The sequence below is a fragment of the Desulfopila aestuarii DSM 18488 genome, from assembly GCF_900143695.1.
Lineage (GTDB): Bacteria > Desulfobacterota > Desulfobulbia > Desulfobulbales > Desulfocapsaceae > Desulfopila > Desulfopila aestuarii.
On the sequence record NZ_FRFE01000032.1, the window covers coordinates 17,058 to 43,995 of the forward strand.

Consider the following 26,938-nt stretch of genomic DNA (forward strand, 5'->3'; position numbering starts at 1 on the left):
ATCATGGGAAAAACGGTGCGCCTTCCAGGCCTGTTGCTTCCGGAAATCCGCAGACGATATTCATGTTCTGTACCGCCTGGCCGGCAGCACCCTTGACGATATTATCGATCGCCGAGGTTATGACAATTCGGCCGGTTCGACTATCGACGGAAAAGGCTATATCACAGAAGTTCGAGCCTCGCACATATTGCGTGGCTGGCAATGAGCCAGAAGGCAGCACCCTGACGAACTGTTCGTTGTCGTAATGGCTGTGGTAGAGCGCCTGAAGAGCGGCTGCATCGAATCCGGGACGCAAGGTGGCGTAGACGGTGCTCAGGATGCCTCTGGATATTGGAAGCAGGTGCGGGGTAAAGGAAATCTGCAGCGCTTCCCCGGCAAGAACCGAGAGTTCCTGTTCGATTTCAGGAATATGGCGATGAGTTCCACCAACCTTGTAAGGTCTGAAGCCATCGGTTACCTCGCAAAAGAGGGTGCCAACGGCTGCGCCTCTGCCAGCACCGGACGTACCCGATTTGGAGTCGGCAATGATGGTGTGCACATCGATAGCGTTGGCCTTCAAGAGTGGAGCCAGCCCGAGAATAATAGAGGTGGGATAGCAACCAGGGTTGGCCACCAGCCGCGCGCCGCCAATAGCGTCCCGATACAATTCAGGGAGGCCATATACCGCTTCTGCCAAAAATTCGGCTGACGAATGAGCCTGGTACCAGTCTTCATAGACAGCCACATCGCGGAGACGGAAGTCAGCAGAGAGATCGATAACTTTTTTGCCGGCGCCCAGTAACTGAGGAACCAGATCCATTGCCGTTTTATGGGGTACAGCAGCGAATACGACATCGGCCCGATCGCAGATCTCGGAGGTAGTAAGATTTTCGCAAACTAAAGAGACTTTTGATCGCAGATTAGGGAATACTTCAGCCAGGGGCATGCCGGCATATTGCCGGGATGTGACGGCTGTCAGTTCAATGTTTGGATGATTACAGAGAATCCGAGCGAGTTCGACGCCCGTGTAGCCCGAGGCTCCGACAATAGCAACTCTGGTCATGGCAATGTCTCCTGTAAAAGGTGCCGTTGGTAGTGTGGGTGTGTGTCCAACCATGGGAACTGCAGAAACGAAAAAAAGGCAATGACAGCGGACCTGTCATTGCCTTCTCGATCAGTTTACCAGAACCAGCAACAGTTCCCCTCGAAAGGCGAAATAACTGAAGCTGTCGGAAAAAAAGATTAACGTTTGGAGAACTGGAACTTGGCGCGGGCTGCCTTCTGGCCGTATTTCTTACGTTCCTTGACGCGCGGGTCGCGGGTCAGGAGGCCGGATCTTTTCAGCGGCAGACGATTCTCGGGGCTGACCTCGAGGAGAGCACGAGAAATACCATGGGACAAGGCATCAACCTGCGCAGATTTACCGCCGCCTTTGAGGGTGGCCATAACATCGTACTGCTCAGCGGTTTCCGTAATTTTAAACGGCTTCTCGATTTTCTGGGTCTTGAAGGTGCCGCCAAAATAGGCATCGGCTTCCATCTCGTTAACGATGACCTTACCGGTACCCGGGGTAAGCCATACGCGAGCAATAGCATTTTTTCTTTTGCCGGTGGCGTAAAAACGATCTTGAACCATGGTGTATTTTCTCCAGGATTAAATATCTAAAACTTCAGGCTGCTGTGCAGAGTGCGGGTGATTGGCGCCGGCATATACTTTCAGTTTCTTCAGCTGAGCGCGACCCAGTTTATTTTTCGGCAGCATACCTTTTACCGCTATGGCGATCAGATCAGTCGGGTGCTTGACCAGAAGCTCCTTGGCACTTGCTTCCTTGATGCCGCCCATATAGCCGGTGTGACGATAGTATTTCTTGTCATCCAATTTGTTGCCGGTCAACTGTACCTTCTCGGCATTGGTTACAATGATGAAATCACCATTGTCCATGAACGGGGAGAAAGTAGGTTTGTGTTTGCCGCGCAGGCGTGAGGCAATCTCGGATGCCAGGCGCCCAAGTACCTTATTCTCTGCATCGACAACGTACCACTTCTTTTCGATCTCGTTGACTGGAGCAAGATAAGTTTTCATTAAAGTCCCTCAAAATGGCTGTCAATTTAATAAAAAAAGGTTCAGCAGCGCCGAACCTTTTATATTCGCTTCTGGAGCGGGAAACGAGATTCGAACTCGCGACTTCAACCTTGGCAAGGTTGCACTCTACCACTGAGTTATTCCCGCTCGTGCTGTTGAGTAGTGTCAAAACAGCGGCATATATACAAGCTCGGGGTGCAGGTGTCAATAAAAAATTCGGCTGCATTAGAGATTCGATTATATTTTTTTTCCACTCTTCTGTCACGAAAAATAGAGATGGTTTTGGTTGATTAAGGTAAGATATTTGGCCGGTCAGACGATTAGAGCATACATTTCTTGCCTTTAACACGGTTTCAGGCACGTATTATACGTGAAATTAATTATGGAGTGATATCAAATGGCTGATGACATAGGTGTTTCCGCCAGGCAGGCAACTATTACCAGGAAGACGGGCGAAACAGATATTCATCTCGATCTGGTCCTTGATGGCAGTGGGGAATACACCATTGACTCCGGTGTTCCCTTTTTGGATCACATGCTGACCCTCTTTGCCGTGCACGGGTTTTTCAACCTGCGATTGGATGCTGACGGAGATACCGAGGTTGATGATCACCATACCGTCGAGGATATCGGGATTTGTCTCGGTCAGGCCTTTGCCGGGGCCCTGGGCAACAAAAGTGGGATTCGTCGATACGGCAGTTGTTATATGCCGATGGATGAAACACTGGTTCGGGTGGTCGTTGATCTTTCCAATCGACCCTATCTACATTATGATGCACCGGTCGCCGATCAGAAACTGGGAACATTTGACACGTGCCTGGCAAAGGAATTCGCTCGGGCTTTCAGTCAACATGCCGGTGTGACTTTGCATGTGGACCTGTTGCACGGAGAGAATTCCCACCATATAATAGAGGCAGTATTTAAGGGTCTGGGGCGAGCAATGAACGAGGCTACGACCCCCCTTGGCACCGGTAGTATTATGTCAAGTAAGGGGTGTTTGTAAAATAATACAGCTGGTTAAGCTCCTTTCTCTGTGATTGTCTTCACTGCTTAACCTGCCTCAAATTTAAGGAATCTTGCAGCATAACATTGGTTAATGCTGAGTAGTTTGTTTTCTTAGATATTTTATCTGATTGGTATTAGTCCAGAAATATCCGGAAATGTGAGTGCCTGGAGGGAGGTTTATCTCTGCAGGCGCATAAATGCTTGAAGGGCAATCTAACGTAAAAGAGGAATGCTGTGAAAAAATATTTTTCCGCCATTGTGTGCGGCTGTTTGGTTTCGATCCTCGCATCGTGTTCGTCGCAACAGGGCACCACTGATAGTCCCCGGCAGCTGGTTGTCAAACCGGTAAACTGTATCGCTGTTCTACCATCCCGAATGGGTGAGGATGAGGATATCTCCCGGGTGGGAGGAAGAACCGACAACGTTCGACGTGGTGCCGAATATGCGGACACTGTAATCCGACAGGAACTCGCGGGGCAGCCTAAGATCCAGATGGTGTCGGGAGAGGGTATGGAGAGTCTTGGTGGCATCATTGTCGAGGCTGCAGCGAATACAGGATGCGAAGGAGTCATGGTAGCTACTGTTTACAAGTTCCGGCAGCGGGCTGGCTCGACAATGGCGGCAGACGAACCGGCCTCGACCTCGTTTGATATTCGCATCTATGATGCGGTAACCAAGAATGTTCTCTGGGCAGCTGATTTCAGTGAAACCCAGGAGTCGCTGTTCAGTAATATATTTTCTTTTGGTAAGGCGCAGAGCCGCGGTTTTCAATGGATAACTGTCGAAGAGCTTATGGCTCAAGGGCTCAAAGAGCGGCTGAGTCAATGTCCATATCTGAAAACTGAGTGAAAATACATGACGAATGGCGCTGAAGTTGGTAAAGCTGCTTCGGCAGTATGGCTTTTGGTATGAGTTAAGCAAGACGGCTTTATCTGTATCAGGTTTTCTGTCTTGCAGCATCGGATAGCCCAGGGGAACAAACTCGACGCCCGCGGTACTGCCAATAAGGCAGGCTGCGGGCGTTTTTATTTTTAGAGAGATAGAAGGTGGTTAAGAACAAACAGTATCCGTCATTGCCTGGTACGGTGAATAAGCGCATCGGGCAGGCCATGCACGATTATGCTATGCTGGCGGAAGGCGATCGGGTGTTGCTGGCAATTTCCGGCGGAGTCGACAGCCTGGTGCTCGCCTGGATTCTGAAAAGCTGGCAGCGGAAGGCTCCGATACGGTACACACTTTCGGCGATAACTGTGGATCATGAGTTCTGGAGGGCGCATGATGGCGCAGTTAGCCCTTCTGTTTCCATCGGCAGTCAGCTTGATAAGATGGGTATTGAGCACACCGTCGAACGGGCCTGGGACCTGAGCGAAGAAGATCGTACATGCTACCAGTGCGCGCGCAACCGGCGCAGTCAGTTATTTGACCTGGCCCGCCAGCGCGGCTATAACAAAGTTGCACTCGGTCATCACAAGGATGATCTGGTGGAGACCTTTTTTCTCAATATCCTCTATAGTGGCAATATCTCTACCATGATACCACGGCAGGATCTGTTTGAAGGAAGGCTGGCCTTGATTCGCCCAATGGCGTATCTGGAGAAAAGCGAGGTCGTAGCCATCGCCGAAATGCTGGGTCTCGCACCTGTTGTCAATCTCTGTCCGTTAGCCAACGATACCAGGCGCGAACGGGTACGAGAGATTCTTGCCGGGATATACGAGCGTGAGCCGGGGGCAAAACAGTCCATGTTTGCTGCGCTTGCCAATGTTCGTAAAGGATATATGCTATGAGAACTGCGCCTGATTGTCTTCCCTGTTTTTTGCAGCAGGCTTTACGCGTGGCTCGCCTTAATGGTTGCGGTCAGAAACAGGAAATAGAGGTGATGCGTGCTGTCGCTGCACTGTTGCCTGAATGTGATTTTTTAGAAAGTCCACCAGTTAATGCCATCCAGGTTTATGGCACCATCGCAGAAATCACGGGCTGCCGTGATCCGTATTTGAACGTCAAGCAGATCGAGAACGATAGAGCGCTTCAGGCCCTGCCTGTGCTGAAGGAAGAAATAGTTGCGGCCCCTCAGCCGCTGATGGCAGCTATCGGTTTTGCTATTGCCGCTAATATAATAGATTATGGCGCTGCTTCCCGGTTTGATGTTGCCGGTACATTTGCGAAATGTCGTGAAATGCAGTTTGCCATCGACCACCGCCAACGGTTGTTGGCCGCTGTTGAAGGGCTTAGGCCAGGTGCATCCGTGCTCTATCTGGCCGACAACTGCGGCGAAATCATATATGATTCGTTAGTGGTCGAATTACTGAATCGCGCCGGTCTTGATGTGACCGTAGTGGTACGGGGGGCTCCGATCATTAACGATGCTTTGTTGGCCGATGCGGAACAGGCGGGAATTGGTACGTATGCCCGGATCATTACAAACGGCACGGCCTGCCCAGGGACACCTCTTATGCTCTGCTCCGGAGACTTTCGTCGCAGGTTTCGTGAGGCTGATCTGGTCATCTCCAAAGGACAGGGAAATTTTGAGACACTTTCAGAAGCTGAGCGGGAAATATTTTTTCTGCTGACAGTTAAGTGTAAGGTGGTGGCAGCACATGTAAGCGAACTGGTGGGGGGGGCAGAGAAACTTGCCGGTAATGGCGAACTGGTTGTCTATCATCAACCGGGTGGTAGTGGAGAGAAGCGTTACTCTTGATCTCTATATATTTAAAAAAAATCACGAAGGTGAATCGTCGGATTCAGTGTTCGTGCAAACAACCGACAAAAACATATTTTATTGGGGAATGAAATGAAACAGCGGATCAATGTCGTATTACGTGAGGAACCTCAGGAGCAACGTGTCATCGTGGCAGGCTGGGTGCGGACCCGAAGGGATACAGGCACATTTTCGTTTCTCGAGGTGAATGACGGTTCCTGCCTCGCAAATCTTCAGGTCATTGCCGACAGTTCGCTTGCCAATTACGAAGAGGAGATCAAGCGTCTTAATACCGGCTGCAGCGTTATTGTCACCGGCGTGGCGAAAAAGTCGCCGGCCAAGGGACAGAATGTCGAGGTTCATGCCGACACTATTGAAGTTGTCGGCTGGGCAGATCCGGAAAATTATCCGCTGCAGAAAAAACGCCATTCCTTTGAATTTCTAAGAGAAATAAGTCATCTTCGACCGCGTACCAATGCCCTCGGAGCTGTGGCGCGAGTCCGCTCGCGACTGGCTTGGGCCATCAACAGCTTTTTCCAGGAGCGCGGATTCTTCCAGGTACATACTCCAATTATTACGACCAGCGACTGTGAGGGCGCCGGGGAGATGTTTCAGGTGACAACGGCCAGAGAGGCGGGCGCTGCCAAAGGCACGCATGAGGAATTCTTCGGTCGCAAAGCCGGTTTGACGGTAAGCGGTCAGCTGCAGGCGGAGGTCTACGCCCTCGCTCTAGGCAATGTCTATACTTTCGGGCCGACCTTCAGGGCAGAAAATTCGAATACCAGCAGGCATCTGGCCGAGTTTTGGATGATCGAGCCTGAGATGGCTTTCTGCGATCTTGCCTGTAACATGGAACTTGCAACGGATATGCTGAAATATGTTTTGAGCGATGTGGTAGAAAACTGCAGTGAGGATATGGCACTCTTTGATTCTTTTATCGAAAAAGGACTACTGGCCAAACTGCGTTCAGTCATCGAGAAAGATTTTGCTCATCTCACCTACACTGAAGCGGTGGATAAACTGATCGCTTCGAAAAAGAAATTCGAATTCCCTGTGAAATGGGGGATTGATCTCCAGTCAGAACACGAGCGCTACCTTTGCGAGGAGTTGTTTGGCTGTCCGCTGATCGTGACCGATTATCCGGCGACCATAAAACCCTTTTATATGCGCGTCAATGACGACGGCAAGACCGTGGCCGCCATGGACATTCTGGTGCCGGGTATTGGGGAAATCGTTGGCGGCAGCCAGCGTGAGGAGCGTTATGAGGTGCTGGAGCGGAGGATGCTGGAGGCGGGTATTGAGCTTGAGGAGTACCGATGGTATCTCGATCTGCGCAAATACGGTTCAGTTCCTCATGCCGGGTATGGTCTCGGTTTTGAGCGATTGGTCCAGTTTGTGACCGGCATGGCTAATATCCGTGAGGTTATCCCGTTCCCGAGAACCCCGGGGTTTGCTCCCTGTTGATGTGAATAAAAGCTATAAGGCTGGTGCATTTACCGTTGGTGACAGGCACCATGACGTTGTGGTAATGATGGTGTGGCGGGGGGAAGATCCAGCAGTGGATGATCAGGGTAAGGTGTTGGCAATGGAGGCGGTAGGTTGAGTAAGGGACCGGGTGTACAAAAGATGTTCGATGCCATTGCTGGCCGGTATGACCTGATGAATCGGGTGATGACCATGGGGCAGGACCAGAAATGGCGCAGGTTTGTAGTGGAAAAAGCCGGTAATCCTGCCGGTGGCTGGATGCTTGATCTGGCCACCGGGACGGGAGATATCGCTGCTCTCAGTTGCGCTTCTTATCATGAAGCCCGGGTGATTGGTGCAGATTTTTCCCAGAATATGTTGCGCGAGGCGCAAAAGCGCTTTGCCGACCAACCGATCCACTGGCAAGCCTGCGATGCCAACAGGCTTCCCTATGACGATAATGTGTTTGAGTCTGTAACTTTTGGGTATCTGCTCAGAAATGTTGACGATGCGGTGAGAGTGCTGAGGGAAGTGCATAGAGTGCTGAAGCCCGGTGGGCGTGTAGTCTGTCTAGACACCACACCGCCGGCCAAAAACCTGCTTTATCCCTTTATTCGGCTCTACTTCGCTTATGGGATTCCGCTCATGGGGCGGATGATCGCTGACGATGAGGCGGCATATGCCTACCTCACCGGTTCCACTATGGATTTTCATTCGGCAGAAGCTTTGGCCGATGCCTTTCGCGAAGCTGGTTTGATTGATGTAGGCTACCGAAAGTTCATGCTTGGCACAATTGGTATTCATTGGGGGAGAAAATGAGTGAAGTGTGCACTGACCTGATTTCCGTTCCTGAACATTGGGACAAAGCTCCTACCCTCAGCACAATTTTCCAGATGCTGCTCTCTTCCTGTTCCCGCTATAAGGAGAATATTGCCTATATTTATCGCTCCGGTGAGGAGGAGCATCAGGTCAGCTATGCGAAGCTGTTTGAAGATGTACTGCTGCTGTCGAGGGCCTTCAGGCGTCGTGGGGTGACGAAGGGCGACAAGGTAATGGTGCTTTCCGACAACAGGTATGCCTGGATTGTAACCGATCTGGCCATCATGAGCCTGGGCGCCATTAATGTGCCACGTGGTGCAGATACTCCATCGCTGGAACTGGAATTTATCATCACCCATTCCGATGCCCTCTATCTGGTGGTTGAGAACGCCGAGCTGCTTGAGTATCACAATGAGTGCTTAAAAGGACTCAAGCAGCTTAAATCAATCTTCGTGATGAGTGGTCCGTCGCTGCACACCCTGTTCAGCAGTACATATTCCTATCTCGATTTGCTCGATGATCGGAGATATACCCAGAAAGATATCGAGAAGTTCATCCAGCAGGGTGAGTCGATCAGTGAGCAAGATCTTTTAACCCTTATTTACACTTCGGGAACCACGGGCATGCCGAAAGGCGTCCAGCTGACGCATGCCAATGTCATGCACAATGTGCGGGTTATTCCTGATATTATCGGCCTCACTTCAAACGACAGCTGGCTTTCCATCCTGCCCTCCTGGCACATCTTCGAACGCACCGCCGAATATGTGGCTCTGGCTGCCGGCACAACGCTGGTCTATTCGTCGGTAAAGACGTTCGCCGCTGATCTGGAGCGATACCGGCCGACGCTGGTGGCCACTGTGCCGAGGGTGTGGGAATCGCTCTATTCAAGGGTCCAGGGAACAATTCGCAAAAAAGGTGCGATGGCAATGCGTCTTTTTCGGACCATGATCTGGGCATCGTCAGTCTATCGTTACAACAGGCGGAAAGTGATGAACCGGCTGCCTTGCTATAGCGAAGGGTGGATTGGTCAGAGGGTTTTCGAGAAAGGATTTGCCGGCTTGAAAATGATGTTGCTGGCGCCTCTCTATCTTCTTGCCAGGAGCAAGCTCTCTGTTGTGCAAAAGCGTTTTGGCGGACGATTACGGCTCGCTATCAGTGGCGGCGGCACGCTGGCCACCCATCTCGAGGAGTGGATTGACGCGGTAGGAATTCGCATCGTCAATGCCTACGGAATGACCGAGTGCTCACCCGCGATCGCCGGTCGCGGCGTGAATTGCCGGGTATATGGCACTCTTGGCCCGCCAGTGCCCCATACCCAACTGCGGATTGTTTCGGAAAACGGTGCGGTGCTTCCTCCCGGTGAGGAGGGGCTGATTGAGGTCAAGGGACCACAAGTGACCCAAGGCTATTATAAGAATGAGGAAGAGAACCAGAAATCCTTTTCTGAGGATGGTTTTTTCAAGACGGGCGATCTCGGTAAGTTGACTATAGGCGGCGAGTTGGTCATTACCGGCAGGGCCAAGGAAATCATCGTATTGGCAAGTGGTGAAAATATTGATCCAACCCGGATCGAAAATACCATCTCCATGTTCCCCTTTGTCCAGGATGCCATCCTGGTAGGGCAGGACAAGAAAGGTCTTGGTGCTCTTGTGGTACCGAATATGGAAGAGTTGCTCGAATATGTTGGCCAGAAATTCAGCGACCTGAAAAAAGAAAAGGCTGAACTCCTCGAAGACCGTAATGTGATTGATCACATCAAAAAAGAAATGAACCGGTTGCTGATGCCGAAGCAGGGATTCAAGCCTTACGAAAAACTCCAGAATATCGCCTTTCTTGAAAAAGAGTTTAAGCTCGGCGAAGAGTTGACCAACACCTTAAAAAAGAAGCGGCACGTTATCGAAAAGAAATATCGTGAACTGATCAACGAGTTGCTCCACTGAGTTTGAAGCGGCAATCATCACACCCATGAGCTTGAAAACATCAAACCGTTTTTCTACGGCAAATATCAAAAAGCGAAGGGTCTCATCCGGTCTTTCTGAACTTGACACACTGCTGGGGGACCTCTATATCGGCGACAACGTCCTCTGGTATGATGACATGGGGAGCTTTTCCGCTGCGTTCTCCCACTGTTTTATCCGAGAGACGTTGGCACGGAAGAAACCCCTTATTTATGTTACCTTTGATCGTTCTCCGAAAAATGTCGTTTCCTTCCTCGGTACTCTTGCCGAAAGCCAGAATCTGACCATCCTTGACTGCTTTACGAACGGCAAAGGTGATAGTTCTGAGGTTTTTAATAAATTTTATGAAAAGGATGGGGCGCTCTGGCCTTACAAGGTCATCAAGGTCAATAATCCGACAAGTGCTGCTCATGTGGCCGAGGCGATGTACGGTGTGCACAGTAACCTCGCTGGAGACGTCCATTTTATAATCGATAGTCTTACCGGTATGCAGTCTTTGTGGGGCGGAGAGGAACAGGTTATTGAGTTTTACGTAAAGACCTGTCCGCGGCTCTATGAACTCGATACTATTGCCTATTGGCTCGTGGAAAAAGGTGCACACTCAAGCAGGCTGAAAGCCAATATCAACAAGATTGCCCAAGTTGTTATCGATCTCTCTGTGCGGCGGGGCAATGCAGTATTGAAAATTCTCAAAGCGGAGAAACGGAGCTCGCAGTATATCAATGAGCATCATTGCTATAGTTGCGAAGGTTCCACTATCATCTTTGAAAATCAGCGATCGGAAAAAAACAGGTTTGATCTCGGTGCGCGAATCAAATCGACCAGGCTGATGCGTGGTCTTTCCCAGAAAGAACTGGCTGCATTGACTGGGGTGACACCAAGTACTATCTCTCAGGTTGAGAAAAACCTCATCTATCCATCGCTCCCTGCCTTATTTCGTATTGGCGAGAGTCTTTCAGTGGAAGTTGCCACACTACTGAAAGATACTGACAGAGATAGGGATTCTTGTGTCTATGCCTCTGCATCCCGTTCTTCCATATCGTTGGCTAAATCCTTGAAGGGGTATGTAAGCGGTGAACTGCTGCTACCGCCTGACCTTGAGGCTCCTGCTGATGTAACGATGCTCAGGTTACTGCCTGGGAAAAAAATTGCAGGCCATTTCTTCGCTCATAAAGGAAGAGAGATGGGCTACCTCATCACCGGACAGGTGGAATTGATCATGGGCAATCAAACATATCAGATGAATGCCGGTGATATGGTTTATCTGGAAAAGGATATGCCGATTGGATGGCAGAACCTCTCTGAGCAGAGTGCTGAGCTACTCTGGCTGACATTCAAACAGTAGAAGGTGCGGACCTTTGGTTGTTATGTATGAGGGCTGTACCGGAAGCTGCCGGTACAGCCCTCATACGTTCAGAAGAGCTTTTGAGAATGATACGTTATCATTTGAGCAGGATGTTCATTGCACTTTCGTGATTGGCGTCGGTGATGTGGGTGATGCCTGTTTCCCGGGCTGTTTCCCGGTTGGCGGCAAATATGTCGTTTCTCGATATCTGGTTAACCTGGAACTTACGTGCACCTGCCAACAGTTGCTGAATGCCGCAACCTAGTTTGTCAGCCATGGTGTACATGGCGATTGCTCCGTATGGTATTTTCCGCATTTCATCCTTGCCCACTTTTTTCTGGACTTCAAAGTAACAGGCGAAGAGTTCTTCCGGTGAATTGCCAAGGCTGCTGACCGATTTAGGAAGAGTTTCCCAGTTGCCATGGACCGCTGACCTGCGTTCAGGGTTCAGTGCTCCCTCGATGTTGGCCCCAAGGAAGCCCGGGATCATGATTCCGCGACCCATGCAGATCAGTTTGACAAAGGGGGCCCCGAGGGCCAGGCCTTTGAAGACAGAATCCTCAAGAGCGAAGCCGCCGGCAAAGGAGAGGTCGACAACCTTTGTGCCGTTAGCCGCAAGTATGGCTGCATACTCGTAGGCTTTGGCGTGGAGGTTGATTGAGGGTACGCCCCAACTTTGCATCATGTTCCATGGACTCATGCCAGTGCCGCCGCCGGAGCCATCTATTGTCAGGAGGTCGAGGTTGGCATCCGAAGCAAAGCGGATAGCCATTGCCAGTTCTTCCATGCCGTAGCTTCCGGTTTTAAGTGAGATGCGCGAAAATCCAAGGCTTCTGAGATAGTCGACCGACTTCATGAAGTCTTCGCGAACCAGATCAACCGAATCGAAATGGGTACCACCAAGTCTGCTGTGACGGGCAAAGGATTTTATTGAACCCTTGGCGAAGGCTTCCTGGACCTCTGGTAGCGCTGGATTTGGGTCAACGACGTAGCCGCGCTCTTTGAGGAAAATGGCGTAGTCAAGGCTGGTAACCTGTATCTCACCGCCTATGTTTTTGGCGCCTTGCCCCCATTTTAATTCGATGATGCATTTGTCGCCATACTTGTCAGCGACATACTCGGCAACACCGTTTCTGGTGTCTTCGACATTGAGCTGGACTATGATGGCTCCGTAGCCATCATAGTAACGGAGGTAGGTGTTGATGCGACGATCAAGCTCTGGGGATATCTCGATTTTGCCACCACTGATAGCCGACTCTTTGTCGACACCAACGACATTCTCACCTATGACGATCGGAATGCCGGTGAGGGCACAACCCACGGCAAATCCATCCCAATATTTGGCGGCGATGAAGGTCGATCCGAGGGCACCGGTCATCAACGGCAGGCGGGTCTTGGTTTTGATAGTCGCGCCAAACTCCGTCGACAGGTCGACATTGGGGAAGATGCAATGGTCGGCATCTTTAGTCAGTCCTTCGGCAAGGCCGATGGAGCCGTAGGCGTATCCTTGAATTCGCAGAGAATTGTAGGAGACGCCAACATGGGTAGTATTGTTGGCGCCCGCGGTGACGAGGCCGAAGTCGCGCGGGTAGAGCAACTTTCGACCTGTAAGGCTCGATTTCCAGATTTCGCATTTGCCTGTGCAGTCTGCCCGGCATAATGTGCAGAGCCCCGACTCTGCAGGATTTCCTCTGTTGGTGGTACCCAGAACATCATTGTTTTTTTCTAAACGCATCATACAGTAGCCTCCCGTGGATGAGAATGATTCCCTGAGGGGGCCTGTGTCCGGCAGTGAAGCGGAAACAAAAAAAGGCGCCCGCCCTCAGGAGAGGAACCAGACACCTTTGTCTTGATCGAAATAGCCTTGTTGTACGCCATTGTACAACAAAGGTTAATTTAATTCACATTAATTAGCTGTACTTCATATTTATGTCAAGAGAATTGCGACATTCGCTGTATAATCGTCAACGACACTGTGAAGATAGAGATTTAAATACAGGGAGCAAGTCTGTTTACGCTGCTGAGAGATCTCTGCTGCCGGAAAAATCATTCTGACCATTACTTTGGTGCAGTGCAAAGATTTTGTCGGTAAGTGCTTCAATTTTTACAGCTCGTCGGAAAGGATGAGCGCTTCTGAGATTTCGAGCATCGATTTACGGGTATCCATGCTGCGTTTCTGGATCCAGCGATACGCTTCCTCCCCACTCATTTTCCTGTGCATCATCAGGATTTCCTTGGCTCGTTCTATCTGCTTTCTTGTCTGAAGTTCCCGTTCAATAACCCTGGTTCTGATGATTAACTCGGTATTGTGGATTGCCACGGCAGCCTGGCTGGCAACCGCAGTTAGCAGATTGATGTCTGTTTCTGAAAAGACATGGGGGGTGGAGGTGAAGCAGTTGAGTACACCTATGACCTTGTCTTCCTTTCCGTGCAGCGGGATGCTGACCATGGAGACAAGGCCAAGCTTTTTGGCCATTTCTTTTTCCTTGAATCTGTCATCGGCCAATACATCTGCAATTACGTAGGGGCGCTGGGTTGACACCACATAACCGACGACCCCCTCATGTAGACGCAAAGCCCTGTCTTTAACATACTCCGGCTCAAACGACTGGGTCGCTTTCAGACGAACAAGAGGTGGGGATTCGCTGTCATCCACGAGCCAGAGCGAGCAGATCTCTGCGCCGGTAACCTTGGCGGTTACCATCACGATCAGTTTGAATAGATCTTCGAGAAATAGATCGGAAGTGATGGCCTGACTGATGTTCATCAATGCTTTGATATAGTGGTCATATGTATGCTGCGTTGATCTGTTCATGAGACTCTGCTGGGAAAGAGTGTATCTGCGATAACCGCATAGAGAGACCTATTATCATTTGAGCCACTTGTAAAATGGTCTTTTCGTCCGAGCTCGTCGTTGTGTTCAAAAAAATAACATCGGAATATTATGTATATACCGCAGTAAAATTTTCCGCATACCTCAGTGTCTACTCTTTCCTTATTTTTAGGGAAAGACCACATTTTGCAGCAGACTCATTGAACTGCCGGTTTCCCGATCTGAACATAAAAAGAAACTCGTGAGAGGTCGAACTTGCGAAGTTCCTTTCTGGTGTTAATGAACACGTGTCTCCAAATTGAGATATTGGAGACCCTGCTTGGTAATAAGGTTGTGCCGCAGGTCCGGGTCTGTCTGTATAATGCCTAGTCCATCCATGATTTTCAGGATGTTATGCAGTTCCATAACTGACATGTTGAGCTTTCCGGCGATAGCAGCTGTTGGAACAGGTTGAGGATGGGGGTTGTTCAGGTTATCAGAGAGAATGGCAAGAACCTGCATCTTCTGCTGTTTGAGTAGCATCGTGGCAACCTCCGCAGGAAGTGGAGAATTATCAGACTGAAATACTCTTGTGCCATTATTGCCTGATTTTCTCAGGCGTATTGTATAAAAATGAAATACAGGGCACTGCTTCTGGCTATGAGTTCAGGGTGAAAATGCACAGCGATAATGCTTTATTCTTATAGTACTTCCAGACGTGCTGCAACGGGAAAGTTATTTAAAATGAATTATATTTGAACAAATATAGTGAAGCTGAATTCTGTTATGGAGAATAGTGCCGATATTGTGGGGTAACGGCTACCGAAGAGACCATGTGAAGAAAGATGATGTTCTGATGATGACATCTTAGAGAAAACGACGTCGTGGGGAGAATGGTTGCTGCTGATTCTGGTCCAAAAACAATTACAACCAGAATATGAGGGACCGGAGGATGATCACATCATCCCCCGGTTTGACGGAATATTTAAATGGTTTCAATATCATCAAGAGTTTTGCAGTAGTGTAAAATCACAGGTCCGTTCTCTGATTTTCCAGCAAAGGCGAGTGCGTGTTTTCCTGATGTATCAAAGAGTATGACTCGATCAACCTTCTGGGTGTTAATGAGATCGTCAAGAATCGTGTGCAGATTATCTTCCTTTGGTTTGAGGCGATCGAAGCGAATAAAGCCGGGGTGCCATTTGTGATTGACGAGTTCGCAGAGTTGCTCGCCATAATCTTTTTCGCTTTCAGCAGTTCCGATGATGGCCACTGATGATGACCGCGCTTCCAGCACTTCAATTTCATCGCCCACCGCAATTTTGCCGCCTTTGATGACCACACCGAAAATGCCCTCTCTTGGCATGACGCAATCGCCGGCCTGGTGATAGATGGCACAGGGGTGATGGCAGACCTTGCCCAGCTGAGAGATGATAAGTTCAGTTATTCCGATCCGAAGGTGAGTGCCGACCGTGAGGCTGCAGAGATCGATGCCTTCGGTGGTGATGTTTTCTGCGAAATTGCCGGCGACGACATCGAGCCCTTTTTTTCGCATGAATTCTATGGATTCCTCAGCAAGCAGGCTGACCTGGCGGTGCCACTTTCCACCATGGGCGTCGTTTTCGAGGCCAAAATTTTCCACGAGCGTGACCGCGTCGATATTTTTCTTGCGCATACCTTTTCGGTCACTGATTGAAATTGCTTTGACCCGCTTCATGAAACTCCTCCTCAAATTAAATACCATGTAGGTGCATTGTTACGTGATCATCGAAACAATAGCCTCTGAAAACAGATTTTCAAGGCCAAACGCATAGAGGGCTGTTATTGCCTGACGTTGTCGCATCGATATGACCGTATTGGGAGGATTCCCTTGATTATTCGATTTCACTGTGAAAAAATGAAGGTAGGAACAGCTTGACCAATGAGCTGTCGCAGTATTGGCGGGCAGATTTGCTCAGCATAGAAGTAATAGGTGGGCGCGATCTGCCATAGATATATATCCGGGACCTAAACGGAGGATCGTATGGAGAGATGGCTCAATGTGCGGCGTGTTTTGACCCCAATAGATTTCTCGGACAACTCTCGGCTTATTGCTGAATCAGCTGCCTATATGGCCGGTAAGTTCGGGGCTGCGATGTATCTCATCTTCGTTGTGCAGAATTTTGAGGATTATTCAGGATTCTTTGTGCCGCAGATGAGCATGCCCAACCTGGAAACTGAGCTGGTTGAAGGGGCGGAAGATAAGATGGAGAACTTCTGCAAGGAGATGCAACCCATCTGTGATAAGTTTGGTGTGTCAGAGCTGCAGAGCCGGGTCTTTATGGGTGATGTAGCGGAGCAGATTGTCGATTTCGCGACCGAGATCGAAAGCGATATGATCATTATGGGAACCCACGGCTACAAGGGGCTGGAAAAGATTATGTTCGGCAGTGTGGCTGACAAGATTGTGCGCGGTGCACAATGCCCGGTTATGACCATCAACCCCTATACCTGCTGCAAGGACAGCAAGAAGGAATAGGGGTGTAAGATAACGACATTACCGGGGTGCATACAATCGCGACATCCCGGTAATGCTCTTTACTCTCTTCAGGATCTAACGGACAACTCCAAGCAGTTGACCCGAATCATTGGTTTTGCCAAGCAAACTACTGCATCCGGTCGATGGCAGCTGGTAGATGACAAGGGTGGTGCGACCGTACTGTTCACTGGGGAAGGCTGCATCTACTGCCTGCGACCAGCGATGACACAGGTCATGCAAGATGTCCTCGTTCGGTTTGCTGAGTGCGGCCGATATCTCTGTTCGCAGTTCTGCAGAGGTCTTTCTGAAGTTGAGCATGCTTTCCACCGCATCTTCGCGTGACCAGCCGATATTGGCCGGTAGCTCCAGTTCGGCTATACCTTTAGCCGGTAACTTGGTGGCGTTTTCATATTTTTCCAGCAAAATGTCAGCAGCTTCTTCCAGGTGGGTCAGCCACAGCCGGCACTCGGGTTCTACGGCTGCGCGATAGAGTTTACTCCAACCGTTCAGCCTGTTCTTGACCGTAGTGGCAGTGGGGCGGGCGATCCTGTCCTGTACCTGCCGGAGTTCGTCCAGCAGGGATTCATCTTCCTCATCGTCCAGCTCACCTTGCAGCTCTTTGAACAGGTCCTGTTCCTGGTCTTCAAGCATTGCCATCTGTACGGCGACTTCTTCTTCTTCCTGATCGAGAATTTCTGCAATCTTCAAGACCAGCCTGGCTTGCCAGAGTTGGTCATCCTGTTCCACCTCCGGAGACGTCGCCACGCCGTGGCTACCGAGTAGTGAAGAGATGATTCCCCGGGTCGTATCGTCAATCGAGGATTTTTTCGCCGACAGGGAGGCGATGGTAAGGGCACTCAGCTGGGCGGCGTAATCGTCTTTTCGTTCGCGGATGTCTTTGATCAGACGGAGGAAGCGATCTCTGTTATCGCCTAGAGGGCAGGGCGTATATTCTTGACAGAGACCTGATGTTATGAATATATCTGGGCTGTCGCCGGGTGTGTCCGGCAGTTCCACCGGGCGCAGCAGATGGGCTTTTTCCAGGAGGAGAAAAACCGGAAACTGACGGGCGGAGTAGATTGCCGTTCCGGGAAAATATATCGCTTCAAGAGAGTTCATATGTCCGAATTAAAAGAAAAGGTTACGTTTTATCTGTCTGCAGCTTTATATCTGCTGTTTAATCTCAGACCGGTGCCGGGTAATCTCCTGGCGACGATGCGAGAGACCGGTCTGCAGATCCTCTATACAGCCCCATATGTGGCAGGTTTCACAGTCTTTATCGTTGCCTTGCTGCAGTATGCCGCTGGCAATAAAAAGATGCCCTGGGATCGCCGTTTACGCATATTTTTCGCCCTGGGCATTATGAGTGGTCTGGTTTACGCCATCTATGAATATGCCGGTCAGGGCGTTGTGCCGAAATAATACTCGTCAGCACCCATGCTGTAAACGATGAACTGTATTTGTTCTGGCCATCCAGCGAGTTGGCTGCTTTGTCAAAAAGTAGCTGCCAGCCTTTTCAACGTTAAACTTCCGGGCTGATTCATGTTGTATCTTCACGTCTCCAACCGCACTGAAAACCTGCTGCGTCACCTTGTGGAAGTGTTGCGGGTGGGTGGTCGGCGAAATCTCTTTGCCAAAGAGATCCTGCTCATACAGAGTCAGGGGATGGAGCGGATGGTCTCCCAGACGCTTGCGGCAAATTTTGTCAGCTGGTGCAATTTTGAGTATTTCCTGCCGCTCGGTTTTCTCACGTATAGCGCCAGGTTGCTGGGCATGGAAGTGACACCGGACGGCTACGAGCGTAAAACCATGACCTGGCGGCTCGAGGAGCTGTTGCGTGATATTGAGGGAGAAGAGTATCAGCCTGTCAGAAAGTATCTGCAGGGCGAGAACCTTGCATTAAAGCGCTACCAGCTGGCTGATCAACTGGCAAATATCTTCGATCAATACCAGCTGATGCGACCGGATATGCTGGCAGCCTGGGAGAAAAAACGGCTGGTCACCCGTGATGTTCATGAGCGCTGGCAGTGTTCTCTTTGGCGCAGGCTGCAGGCAGAGGGCGGCCAGCATCGTGGAGCTGTACTCCAGAGCATAGTCAGCCGACTGCAGCAAAGCGACGATCTTTCGGCCATATTGCCGGAACGGGTTTCCGTTTTCGGACTCTCTATTATGCCACCGCTTTTCCTCGATTATCTGCAGGGACTTGGTCGCTATGTGGATGTGCATCTCTATGTCCTGTCGCCATGCCGCGAGTATTGGGGCGATCTGGAACTGCGCAGGGGCCGATTGCTGGCCCCTGCCGAGAGTGTTGCAGCCAATCCGCAGGCACTTGATGTCGCCCCGGAAAACCATCCTTTACTGGTCTCCTTTGGTCGACAGGGCCGTGATTTCCAAAGGATGCTTTTTGGTGATCAGATCAGCTTCAAAATGGAGTTTTCCAGTTATCACGATCCCTGTGAAGACGGGAAGACAACCTTGTTGCATAGATTGCAGTCTGATCTGCTGGCTGGGGATGTGACCTGTGAAGGCAACAACTGGGACGAGCAGGACCGCTCTATTCATGTGGTTTCGTGTCACTCAAAACTGCGCGAGATAACAGTATTAAAAGAGCACATTCTCCATTGGCTCTATACCGACCCGAAGCTGCAACTCCGCGATATTGTCGTAATGGCGCCTGATATCCAGGAATATGCTGCGCTGATTCCTGCCGTTTTCGATTCCATTCAACATTCCATCTCCGATCGCAGTCTTCGCAGGCGAAACAGTGTCTTAGCCGCTTTTGCCGATTTTCTCGGCTTGTTTCAGGGGCGGTTCTCCTGGGATGAGATGCTTGAGCTGGTCAAAGAGCCGACCATTGCCGAAAATCTGGAGTTGAGCCGGAGTGATCTGGACAACCTGCAGCGCTGGGTGACTGAAGCAGGTATTCGCTGGGGACTTTCCGGCAGGCAGCGTGCCGAGAGTGGCCTGCCTGATTTCGACGAGGGCAGCTGGCAGGCGGGACTTGCACGGCTGTTGATGGGGTACGCCATTGATAGTGACGACTTCGTTGCCGATATCCTGCCCTATGGAGATATAGAGGGTGGTGGAGCGGCGGCTCTTGGTGGACTCTGCCATTTTGTCAGTCTGGTGGAGGAGGCGCGGAAGATGTTTGCCACGCCCCAGAGTTTGTCAGAATGGTCGGCACTATTGATTGATTATGCTGGCAGGCTGTTCAGGGGGCAGTTTGATGGAGGTATCTCCAAAGACTTTCTTGAACTTCAGGAACTCCTGGTGGAACTTGGAGAGACTGCTGGAGCCTTTCATCAGGGTGTTGTAGATTTCAAGGTGATTACTGCCTGGATCGAGAACACAGCTCGTGAGACCCGGTCGAGTTCCGGTTTTCTACGGGGGCAGCTGACCTTCTGCTCGATGCTGCCTATGCGTTCGATTCCCTTTACAAAGGTCTGTCTGCTTGGCCTCAATGACAATGCCTTCCCACGCGATGACCGGCATGCCACCTTTGACCTGATGGGTTTGGCCCACCGGCCGGGAGACCGGTCGAAGCGAATGGATGACCGCTACCAGTTCCTGGAGGCGATCATGGCGGCCCGCGAGCAGTTGTATCTCAGCTACATCGGGCAGTCCATAAAAAATAACGAATCCCTGCCACCTTCAGTGGTGGTGACCGAACTGCTGGAAGTACTTGAAGGATGTTACCAGGCGAAGCACCTGCAGGTCAAACATCCGCTCCATCCATTCAGCGGCCGCTATTTCAACGGCGAAGAGCCCGGTCTTTTCAGCTATGACCAGAAATATTGTCAGGTTGCTCAAGCGCTTCGCGAATTGGATCATAAACCTGGACGCTGGTGGAGTGGCAGAAGGGCAATCGTGAGAGAAGAGATTGCCGTTCGCGATCTTTTTGCCTTCTATCGCAACCCCCAGCGCTGGTTCGTGCGAGACTGTCTGGGGATCAGGCTTGATGCGGACGAGGGTGTGGTGGCGGACAGCGAACCTTTTGCCCAGAACGGGCTGGAAGATTATCTCATCAACCAGGAGCTGGTTACCCGATTGATCACCGGGGATAATCCGTCAACCATGTGTCGCAAGCTGCAGGCCGAGGCCCGCTGGCCGCTCGGCGAGCCGGGCCGGCTTAGTTTCTCGAAGCGAGTAGTGGATCTGCGGCGATTTGTTAAGAGGATAGAATCGCTTGGGTTTGGCGAGAGGGTTGACGATCTGGAGGTTGACCTTGAGGTCGGTGGTTATCGCCTTACTGGCAGGTTGGCCAATCTCCAGGAATGTGGCATTCTGCTCTTCCGGTATGGCAAACTTGCAGGCCGTGAACTGCTTTCTGGCTGGCTTCACTACCTTCTTTATGAACGGCTGACTGGCAGGGCAGTAGATGTGGTGATGCTTGGCAAAGAGGGTGAGTTCAGGTTTACGGCAGGTTGCGGGAGTACTCCTGATCTTGAAACAATGGTTGAGGTCTTTGTTAATGGTTGCCGGGAGCCGAGCCCTCTCTATATCGAACCGGGAATTGCCTGGCTCAAAAAACAGGCTGAGCCGGAAGCGGCCCTAGTTGCGGCCGGTGCTGCTCTCGATCGGATTCTTGAAGCCGGATATGACCGGGAGACATCATTGCTGCTCCGTGAGTGTGATACGGCAACACTCTTGAACGAGCCTTTTTTTGAGCTGGCCAAGATCGTGCTTGAGCCGATCATCAGGAGGGCGGAATGATCGCGGAAGCCATTCTCGATTGCGCCCGGACACCGCTCACACGCGGAATTAATCTGGTGGAGGCCAGCGCCGGTACCGGCAAGACCTATGCCATCGGTATGCTGGTGTTGCGTGCCGTGACTGAACTTGGCATTCCCATCGACCAGATTCTGGTGGTCACCTTCACGAAAGCGGCTACGGAAGAACTGCGCAGTCGTATCCGCCAGCGGCTGGCGGAAGCGCGAAACCTGTTGACCGGCGGATCTTCCGACGATGCAACCATCAACGCCTGGCTGGCAACTGTTACCGACCGACAAACCGCGCTGGAGCGATTGCGCCAGGCTCTGGGACTGATTGATCGCGCCGGGATTTTCACCATCCATTCCTTCTGTCTCCAGATGTTGACCGAGCAGGCACTGGAAAGCGGTCAGCTCTTTGATGTGGAGCTCCTTGCTGATGTGGGGCAGGTGCGGACCCAGTTGGTGGAAGATTTCTGGCGCAGTCATCTCTACCCCTTGGGACCTAGGGTCTGCGGTATTGTTGCCGACAAATATCCAACCCCGGCTGAACTGGCTGCCAGCATCATGGTGCCTGGTTTAGCGTATGGTCGGATCTTGCCGGACAGTGTATCTTTTGATGAGGCAACCACCCGGTTTGAAAAATGTTTTTTGCGTCTTGCCAGCTGGTGGCAACAGTCCTCTGCAGTTCTTTATGGCTATTTCCAGAAAGCCCAGGAAGAGGGGCAGCTCAAAAAAGCTCTCAGCGAGGAGCTCAGTTTCTGGTGGGATTCCCTGAGTGCCTGGTTTGATGGAGAAGGGGGATTACCAAAACACCTCGACTATCTGACCCGTGAAGGTTTACTAGAAGGGCTGAACGGCAACAAGTTTCGCAAAAGATCAAAAGATGATTTCCTGGCTGAATGGCCGTTGCCCGAGCAGCTGGCTATGGACGTGCAGGAGATGACCGGCAGCATCCTGCTTGCCTTGCGCTTAGAGCTGGCAAAGACCCTCAGAGCGGAGCTGCAGCATCGACTTCAGGAACAGGGACACATGTCGTTTGACGATCTGATCGTTCGTCTGGACCTGGCGCTGGCCAATGAGGGTGAAGGACTCAAACGTATTCTCGGTGAGCGGTTTGCAGCGGCCCTGATCGATGAGTTTCAGGATACGGATTCTGCACAGTGGCGGATCTTCTCCACCCTTTTTGGCGGCGGCAGCCACTACCTCTACCTGATTGGTGATCCCAAACAGGCGATTTACCGCTTTCGCGGTGCAGATATCTTTTCCTACTTTACCGCAAGAAATGCTGCTCACCATCAGGCAACGCTGGCCCATAACTATCGTTCGCACCCGCTCCTCGTTAACGAGGTAAATAACATCTTTTCCGGGCGAGTCGCGCCGTTTTGTTTCCCCGATGATGCATTGCCGTTTCACCCTGTTTTGCCGGCAAAAAGTGAGAAGGATGGTGAACTGTTGCAAAATGGTGAGCGGCTGCCGGTCATGGTCTACTGCCAGCTGGCGGAGAGCGACAAAGACAAGGGGCGCTGGTCCTCCGGTAAGGCCGCCGAGTCCATCCGGGAATATGTGGTCGCTGAGGTCTGCCGTTTGCTTGATCATGCCAACCCGGTAACCTGCCGAAAAGAAAAGGACGGCGCTGTCAGTGCCACGGTACTGGCCGCCCGGGATATTGCGGTGTTGGTGCGCAGCAATCACCATGCCGATGAATATTTGCTGGCTTTCGCGCGGGCTGGTATCCCGGCGGTAGTTGGCAGTAAAAAAAGTGTGTTTGAAACCGAAGAGGCCAAGGAGCTGCTGACGCTCCTTGCTGCACTGGCAACTCCCGGTGATATGTTTTCCGTCAAACGGGCCATGACCATTTCATGGTTCGGTCTTACAGGCAACGATTTGCTCGCCATCTGGGAGGATGAATCCGCCTTTGACGATCGTTTCAACCGGTTCCTCTCGTACCATCAAAGCTGGCAGGAGAAGGGCTTCCTTGCCATGATGAACCGGCTTTTGGCCGATGAGGATGTGTATCTCAATCTGGCCCGAGCAGAGATGGCGGAACGGCGCATTGCCAATATCCATCATCTACTGGAGCTGGTGCAGGAGACGGAAACAGCGGAGAAATTCGGGCCTGACGAGACACTTGTTTGGCTAAGGGCCATGATTGCCGGCAAATCCGGTGATGAGGATCGGGAGCTGCGCCTGGAAAGTGACGAGCAGGCTGTGCGCATTGTCACCATGCATTCCGCCAAAGGATTGCAGTACCCCATTGTCTTTTGCCCCTTCCTCTGGTATCGCTCCGACCGGGAGCAACGGGCGGAGCTGGTGAGCTGTCATGAAGAGGATGGCCTGGTTATAGATCTGGGTTCAGCCGAAATAGCGAAGCGCCGGCTGAAGGCGGCCGAAGAGACGCTCGCTGAGGATCTGCGCCTGGCCTATGTGGCGCTTACCCGTGCCGAACTCTGCTGTTACACTATGTGGGCCGATGTTAAGCCTGTGAAAGGGAGGGTGGCATCGTCTCATGAATCCGCCCTGGGATACTTGATTTTTCCTGACGGCGCTGGTGGTTTTCCCGAACAACAGCAAAAACTGCAGGCCTTTTCGGCCCATCCAGGTGTCGAGTACCGGTTGCTGCTGTCTGTGAGTGAATCTTCGGCCCATCACCTGAAGCCACCGGCCAATGAGTTGGCTATGCGATCCTTGTCGCCGGGCGAGAGGACGCTTGTTACGAATTATCAGATGTCTAGCTACTCGGCTATGGCTTCGTTGAGCGAGCAGGAAGATCATGGCGCAGAGCCACCGGGAGATTCGGTGGCTGAACCAGGGCCGGAGATCCTGCATCCTGGGTTGCCGGCCGGGGCCAGCTTCGGTAATCTGATCCATGACGCCCTGGAGTTGTTCCCCTTTCATTCTCTTGCTTCCGGGACGGCTCATGGGGAGGAACTGGCACGTCTTTGCCGACGCTATGGTATGGCTATTGAGACACCAACTGTGCAGGCATTTCTTGCGACGATTGTTACTACGCCGCTCCTCCACGGTGAAGGCGGTTTTGCCTTGGCCCAGCTTGATGAGGACCGCATTGTTAGTGAGATGCCCTTTTATTTTCATATGGAGCGGCTCGATACCAGGAAGATAAACGATGCCCTGAGCGGTGAAACCACTGTTACGCCGCTTTCACCGAAGGTGATGCAGGGGTATCTCACAGGTTTTGTCGATCTGTTTTGCGAGCATGATGGAAAATTTTATATCCTCGACTACAAGACCAATTTTCTGGGTGGCAACATGGGTGATTATCGGCCTGATAGGCTCATCTCTGCCATGGCTTCCCATAACTACGGCCTGCAATACTGGATATACACTCTGGTGTTGCACCGGTATTTAGCCAATGTGTTGCCGGGATATAGCTATAAGAAACATTTCGGTGGTGTTCTCTATCTCTTTGTCCGTGGTCTGTCGCCAGCTATGCCCGGTAACGGGGTCTATGCGGCCCTGCCCTCGCAGGAGATCCTGACGCGACTTGATACGGCGGTTGGAGGTGGGCGATGAGCGCTGATAACCGTGAGTACCAGCCGCGGCTGCTCGATATCCATTTTGCCAGGTTCCTGGCCGAGCGCTCGGGGCTGAACGGTCGAGAAAAATCGCGTTTTGAAGAACTGGTACGTTTGCTTTCCATGGATATGGCCGGCGGGCATAGCTGTCTGCCGGTTTCACCGGAAGACCGGGAGCTGCTTTCATGTTGTGCACTGATCTCATCTGGAGATGAGACCCCGCTGATCCTTGCCCATGATCGTCTGTATCTGCACCGTTATTTTCGTTATGAATCCCGTCTGGCTGATCAGCTCGCACGATTGGCCGGGATCAGTCACGCTCTTCCCAATTGTCATGAGTTGCTGGATTATTGCTTCGGGCCCGATGGAAAAGAACCGGATTATCAGAAAAGGGCAGCACGGGTTGCCTTGCAGCAATCACTCGCCATCATTTCGGGCGGGCCTGGTACTGGCAAAACTACCACAGTGGTCAAGATTATCGGTCTGCTCATTGAGGCGCTGGGTGGCGAATTGCGTATTGCCCTGGCAGCGCCTACCGGCAAGGCGGCGATGCGGCTGCAGGAATCCATAGCCAACAGTCTGGCTGGGCTTACATTTCCACAAGAGATTATCGATAGAATCCCCACCACCGCCTCCACGCTTCACCGGTTGCTCGGCGTCCAACGCAATCGCCCCGGCTTTCGTCATACCCATGACAATCCCTTGCCATGGGATGTGGTGGTGGTGGACGAGGCGTCGATGGTGGATCTGGCAATGATGAGTAAGCTCGTTGATGCACTCATGCCACGTGCGCGGCTCATTCTGCTGGGTGATAAGGACCAGCTTGCCTCAGTGGAATCCGGATCAGTACTGGCAGACTGTATCCGGAGCCTGGCAGAGAATACTGTGGAATTGCAAAAAAGTTATCGCTTCGATACCGGTATTAAGGCGCTGGCTCAGGCCATCAATACGGGGGATGGCGAGCTGGCCTGGCAGTTATTGAACGGTGGTGAACATGACAATGTGACCCTGCTGCGGAATCCGTATTTCGGGGTGGTCGCAGAGCGATATAACGCTTATATGGAAGTGGCTGTTCACCATCGGGATCGTGGCATGAATGCGGTGTTTCAGGCCTTTGGCGCCTTCCGGGTCCTTTGTGCCATGCGGCATGGAGCACGAGGCGTTGCCGGGGTGAACGCTTCTGTTGAAAATCACTTGAAAATAGCGGGTTACGATGTCACATCCGACCCCTGGTACCTGGGGCGGCCCGTAATGGTGACGGCCAATGATTATTCTCTCGAGCTCTTTAACGGCGATATCGGCATCTGTCTACCCGATCCAACGGACGGGCGGATGAAGGTGTGGTTCGAACGTGGTGATGGTGGCTATAGAAGCTGCCTTCCCTACAGGATTCCCAGCTGTGAGACGGTCTACGGTATGACGATCCACAAGAGTCAGGGGTCGGAATTTCGTGAGGTGGTGGTGATGCTTCCCGAAGAAGAGAGCCGGCTGCTAAATCGGCAGTTGGTCTACACCGCCGTAACCCGTGCAAAAGAATGTGTACAGATAGTAGCATCGAAAAAGATTTTAGTGTATGCTCTCCAGTCCGATTACCCACGCTCCAGCGGACTTGCTGAAATGCTGCATCACGCGGGAGAGGGCAGACGGTTGTGATTGAATGGAGTCTATTTGTTTTCTTCTGCGCCCCATCTGTTTGCTGCTAGTGCAGCGAATATCCGGAATAAAATCCTGGTCGCACAGCTCCTCGTCTCAATGAATGTACGCCGTTGATTGGCAGGTTTTCCGTTTGTTCCGGGTGTTTTTTGTCCCGGTTTCGAGCGGTGATGCAGTGGTGTCATCAGTGGTTTTGAAACTGCGGAATCCGTAAAGTGGTGGCAGTAATGATGCTTTTATCGACTGCTTTGTCGTGGGAAACGCAGCAGATGTGGCTTGAAATTACGAAAAACGTAGAATGGCCGAAGGTGGTGCGGCTTACAACGCTAAGGGCGGGTGAGACGATCAGGCCCATCCGGCAGGCAT

The 26,938-nt window shown here is 51.5% G+C and carries 22 protein-coding genes and 1 tRNA gene; 14 read left to right on the forward strand and 9 right to left on the reverse strand.

The window, feature by feature from the left end; all coding sequences use genetic code 11:
• Position 1: 1 nt before the first annotated feature.
• The 4 genes from argC to BUF15_RS21700 form a co-directional block, all read right to left on the reverse strand.
• Positions 2-1,042, reverse strand: coding sequence for an N-acetyl-gamma-glutamyl-phosphate reductase (gene argC / locus BUF15_RS21685; protein ID WP_073615815.1), 1,041 nt, complete (start codon positions 1,040-1,042; stop codon positions 2-4).
• A 179-nt stretch (positions 1,043-1,221) separates the two neighbouring features.
• On the reverse strand, positions 1,222-1,614 hold the full coding sequence (gene rpsI, locus BUF15_RS21690) for a 30S ribosomal protein S9 (RefSeq protein WP_073615816.1): 393 nt from the start codon (positions 1,612-1,614) through the stop codon (positions 1,222-1,224).
• An 18-nt stretch (positions 1,615-1,632) separates the two neighbouring features.
• Positions 1,633-2,061, reverse strand: coding sequence for a 50S ribosomal protein L13 (gene rplM, locus BUF15_RS21695; protein WP_073615817.1), 429 nt, complete (start codon positions 2,059-2,061; stop codon positions 1,633-1,635).
• A gap of 72 nt (positions 2,062-2,133) precedes the next feature.
• Positions 2,134-2,208: transfer RNA gene (locus BUF15_RS21700), tRNA-Gly, on the reverse strand.
• Positions 2,209-2,458: 250 nt separating this feature from the next.
• Here BUF15_RS21700 and hisB point away from each other — a divergent pair.
• From hisB to BUF15_RS21740, 9 genes are all read left to right on the forward strand, one after another.
• Positions 2,459-3,064: an imidazoleglycerol-phosphate dehydratase HisB gene (gene hisB, locus BUF15_RS21705; RefSeq protein ID WP_073615818.1), complete on the forward strand. Its 606-nt coding sequence runs from the start codon at positions 2,459-2,461 to the stop codon at positions 3,062-3,064.
• 236 nt (positions 3,065-3,300) lie between these two features.
• The gene (locus BUF15_RS21710) at positions 3,301-3,915 is read left to right on the forward strand and encodes a hypothetical protein (RefSeq protein WP_073615819.1); all 615 of its coding nucleotides are present in this window, start codon (positions 3,301-3,303) and stop codon (positions 3,913-3,915) included.
• 197 nt (positions 3,916-4,112) lie between these two features.
• Positions 4,113-4,850 carry a tRNA lysidine(34) synthetase gene (locus BUF15_RS21715; RefSeq protein WP_234981246.1) on the forward strand — a complete coding sequence of 246 codons (738 nt, stop codon included), beginning with the start codon at positions 4,113-4,115 and terminating at the stop codon, positions 4,848-4,850.
• On the forward strand, positions 4,847-5,761 hold the full coding sequence (locus BUF15_RS21720) for a damage-control phosphatase ARMT1 family protein (protein ID WP_073615820.1): 915 nt from the start codon (positions 4,847-4,849) through the stop codon (positions 5,759-5,761). Before BUF15_RS21715 ends, BUF15_RS21720 begins: the two co-directional genes overlap by 4 nt.
• A gap of 93 nt (positions 5,762-5,854) precedes the next feature.
• Entirely contained in the window at positions 5,855-7,225 is a 1,371-nt protein-coding gene (gene asnS, locus BUF15_RS21725) for an asparagine--tRNA ligase (RefSeq protein ID WP_073615821.1), read from the forward strand.
• Between the two features lies 1 nt (position 7,226).
• On the forward strand, positions 7,227-7,364 hold the full coding sequence (locus tag BUF15_RS27210; RefSeq protein ID WP_159441350.1) for a hypothetical protein: 138 nt from the start codon (positions 7,227-7,229) through the stop codon (positions 7,362-7,364).
• Entirely contained in the window at positions 7,361-8,044 is a 684-nt protein-coding gene (gene ubiE, locus BUF15_RS21730; RefSeq protein ID WP_073615822.1) for a bifunctional demethylmenaquinone methyltransferase/2-methoxy-6-polyprenyl-1,4-benzoquinol methylase UbiE, read from the forward strand. The genes BUF15_RS27210 and ubiE overlap by 4 nt, the downstream gene beginning before the upstream one ends.
• Positions 8,041-9,984 carry an AMP-dependent synthetase/ligase gene (locus tag BUF15_RS21735; protein ID WP_084554350.1) on the forward strand — a complete coding sequence of 648 codons (1,944 nt, stop codon included), beginning with the start codon at positions 8,041-8,043 and terminating at the stop codon, positions 9,982-9,984. Before ubiE ends, BUF15_RS21735 begins: the two co-directional genes overlap by 4 nt.
• A 25-nt stretch (positions 9,985-10,009) precedes the next feature.
• Positions 10,010-11,347, forward strand: a complete 1,338-nt coding sequence (locus BUF15_RS21740) for a helix-turn-helix domain-containing protein (protein ID WP_073615823.1) — start codon at positions 10,010-10,012, stop codon at positions 11,345-11,347.
• A gap of 97 nt (positions 11,348-11,444) precedes the next feature.
• On the opposite strand, the gene BUF15_RS21745 is transcribed toward BUF15_RS21740, so the two are convergent.
• The 4 genes from BUF15_RS21745 to BUF15_RS27530 all read right to left on the reverse strand — a co-directional run bounded on the left by BUF15_RS21745 (position 11,445) and on the right by BUF15_RS27530 (position 15,873).
• Complete coding sequence (locus tag BUF15_RS21745) at positions 11,445-13,082, reverse strand: glutamate synthase-related protein (RefSeq protein WP_073615845.1); 1,638 nt, start codon at positions 13,080-13,082, stop codon at positions 11,445-11,447.
• 369 nt (positions 13,083-13,451) lie between these two features.
• Positions 13,452-14,162, reverse strand: coding sequence for a GAF domain-containing protein (locus tag BUF15_RS21750; RefSeq protein ID WP_073615824.1), 711 nt, complete (start codon positions 14,160-14,162; stop codon positions 13,452-13,454).
• A gap of 294 nt (positions 14,163-14,456) precedes the next feature.
• Complete coding sequence (locus tag BUF15_RS21755; protein WP_073615825.1) at positions 14,457-14,702, reverse strand: hypothetical protein; 246 nt, start codon at positions 14,700-14,702, stop codon at positions 14,457-14,459.
• A 442-nt stretch (positions 14,703-15,144) separates the two neighbouring features.
• Positions 15,145-15,873: an MOSC domain-containing protein gene (locus BUF15_RS27530; RefSeq protein WP_073615826.1), complete on the reverse strand. Its 729-nt coding sequence runs from the start codon at positions 15,871-15,873 to the stop codon at positions 15,145-15,147.
• A 306-nt stretch (positions 15,874-16,179) separates the two neighbouring features.
• Between BUF15_RS27530 and BUF15_RS21765 the strand changes: the two genes are divergently transcribed.
• Positions 16,180-16,674 carry a universal stress protein gene (locus BUF15_RS21765; protein ID WP_073615827.1) on the forward strand — a complete coding sequence of 165 codons (495 nt, stop codon included), beginning with the start codon at positions 16,180-16,182 and terminating at the stop codon, positions 16,672-16,674.
• 75 nt (positions 16,675-16,749) lie between these two features.
• Here BUF15_RS21765 and BUF15_RS21770 read toward each other — a convergent pair whose 3' ends face one another.
• A complete protein-coding gene (locus tag BUF15_RS21770; RefSeq protein WP_073615828.1) occupies positions 16,750-17,793 on the reverse strand; it encodes a thioredoxin domain-containing protein in 1,044 nt (347 codons plus the stop codon).
• Between BUF15_RS21770 and BUF15_RS21775 the strand changes: the two genes are divergently transcribed.
• The 4 genes from BUF15_RS21775 (at position 17,794) to recD (ending at position 26,572) form a co-directional block, all read left to right on the forward strand.
• Entirely contained in the window at positions 17,794-18,096 is a 303-nt protein-coding gene (locus BUF15_RS21775) for a hypothetical protein (RefSeq protein WP_073615829.1), read from the forward strand.
• A gap of 120 nt (positions 18,097-18,216) precedes the next feature.
• On the forward strand, positions 18,217-21,387 hold the full coding sequence (gene recC / locus BUF15_RS21780; RefSeq protein ID WP_073615830.1) for an exodeoxyribonuclease V subunit gamma: 3,171 nt from the start codon (positions 18,217-18,219) through the stop codon (positions 21,385-21,387).
• A complete protein-coding gene (gene recB, locus BUF15_RS21785) occupies positions 21,384-24,917 on the forward strand; it encodes an exodeoxyribonuclease V subunit beta (protein WP_073615831.1) in 3,534 nt (1,177 codons plus the stop codon). The genes recC and recB overlap by 4 nt, the downstream gene beginning before the upstream one ends.
• Positions 24,914-26,572: an exodeoxyribonuclease V subunit alpha gene (gene recD, locus BUF15_RS21790; protein WP_073615832.1), complete on the forward strand. Its 1,659-nt coding sequence runs from the start codon at positions 24,914-24,916 to the stop codon at positions 26,570-26,572. The genes recB and recD overlap by 4 nt, the downstream gene beginning before the upstream one ends.
• Positions 26,573-26,938 lie beyond the last annotated feature (366 nt).

Excerpts from the sequence above, each read along its gene's own strand:
- rpsI (WP_073615816.1), bottom strand. The coding sequence starts at position 1,614 with ATGGTTCAAGATCGTTTTTACGCCACCGGCAAAAGAAAAAATGCTATT.
- rplM (WP_073615817.1), bottom strand. The coding sequence starts at position 2,061 with ATGAAAACTTATCTTGCTCCAGTCAACGAGATCGAAAAGAAGTGGTAC.
- BUF15_RS21750 (WP_073615824.1), bottom strand. The coding sequence starts at position 14,162 with ATGAACAGATCAACGCAGCATACATATGACCACTATATCAAAGCATTG.
- argC (WP_073615815.1), bottom strand. The coding sequence starts at position 1,042 with ATGACCAGAGTTGCTATTGTCGGAGCCTCGGGCTACACGGGCGTCGAA.
- BUF15_RS21735 (WP_084554350.1), top strand. The coding sequence starts at position 8,041 with ATGAGTGAAGTGTGCACTGACCTGATTTCCGTTCCTGAACATTGGGAC.
- BUF15_RS21745 (WP_073615845.1), bottom strand. The coding sequence starts at position 13,082 with ATGCGTTTAGAAAAAAACAATGATGTTCTGGGTACCACCAACAGAGGA.
- BUF15_RS27530 (WP_073615826.1), bottom strand. The coding sequence starts at position 15,873 with ATGAAGCGGGTCAAAGCAATTTCAATCAGTGACCGAAAAGGTATGCGC.
- BUF15_RS21770 (WP_073615828.1), bottom strand. The coding sequence starts at position 17,793 with ATGAACTCTCTTGAAGCGATATATTTTCCCGGAACGGCAATCTACTCC.
- hisB (WP_073615818.1), top strand. The coding sequence starts at position 2,459 with ATGGCTGATGACATAGGTGTTTCCGCCAGGCAGGCAACTATTACCAGG.
- BUF15_RS21720 (WP_073615820.1), top strand. The coding sequence starts at position 4,847 with ATGAGAACTGCGCCTGATTGTCTTCCCTGTTTTTTGCAGCAGGCTTTA.
- BUF15_RS21765 (WP_073615827.1), top strand. The coding sequence starts at position 16,180 with ATGGAGAGATGGCTCAATGTGCGGCGTGTTTTGACCCCAATAGATTTC.
- asnS (WP_073615821.1), top strand. The coding sequence starts at position 5,855 with ATGAAACAGCGGATCAATGTCGTATTACGTGAGGAACCTCAGGAGCAA.
- recC (WP_073615830.1), top strand. The coding sequence starts at position 18,217 with ATGTTGTATCTTCACGTCTCCAACCGCACTGAAAACCTGCTGCGTCAC.
- BUF15_RS21755 (WP_073615825.1), bottom strand. The coding sequence starts at position 14,702 with ATGCTACTCAAACAGCAGAAGATGCAGGTTCTTGCCATTCTCTCTGAT.
- BUF15_RS21740 (WP_073615823.1), top strand. The coding sequence starts at position 10,010 with ATGAGCTTGAAAACATCAAACCGTTTTTCTACGGCAAATATCAAAAAG.
- recB (WP_073615831.1), top strand. The coding sequence starts at position 21,384 with ATGATCGCGGAAGCCATTCTCGATTGCGCCCGGACACCGCTCACACGC.
- recD (WP_073615832.1), top strand. The coding sequence starts at position 24,914 with ATGAGCGCTGATAACCGTGAGTACCAGCCGCGGCTGCTCGATATCCAT.
- BUF15_RS21775 (WP_073615829.1), top strand. The coding sequence starts at position 17,794 with ATGTCCGAATTAAAAGAAAAGGTTACGTTTTATCTGTCTGCAGCTTTA.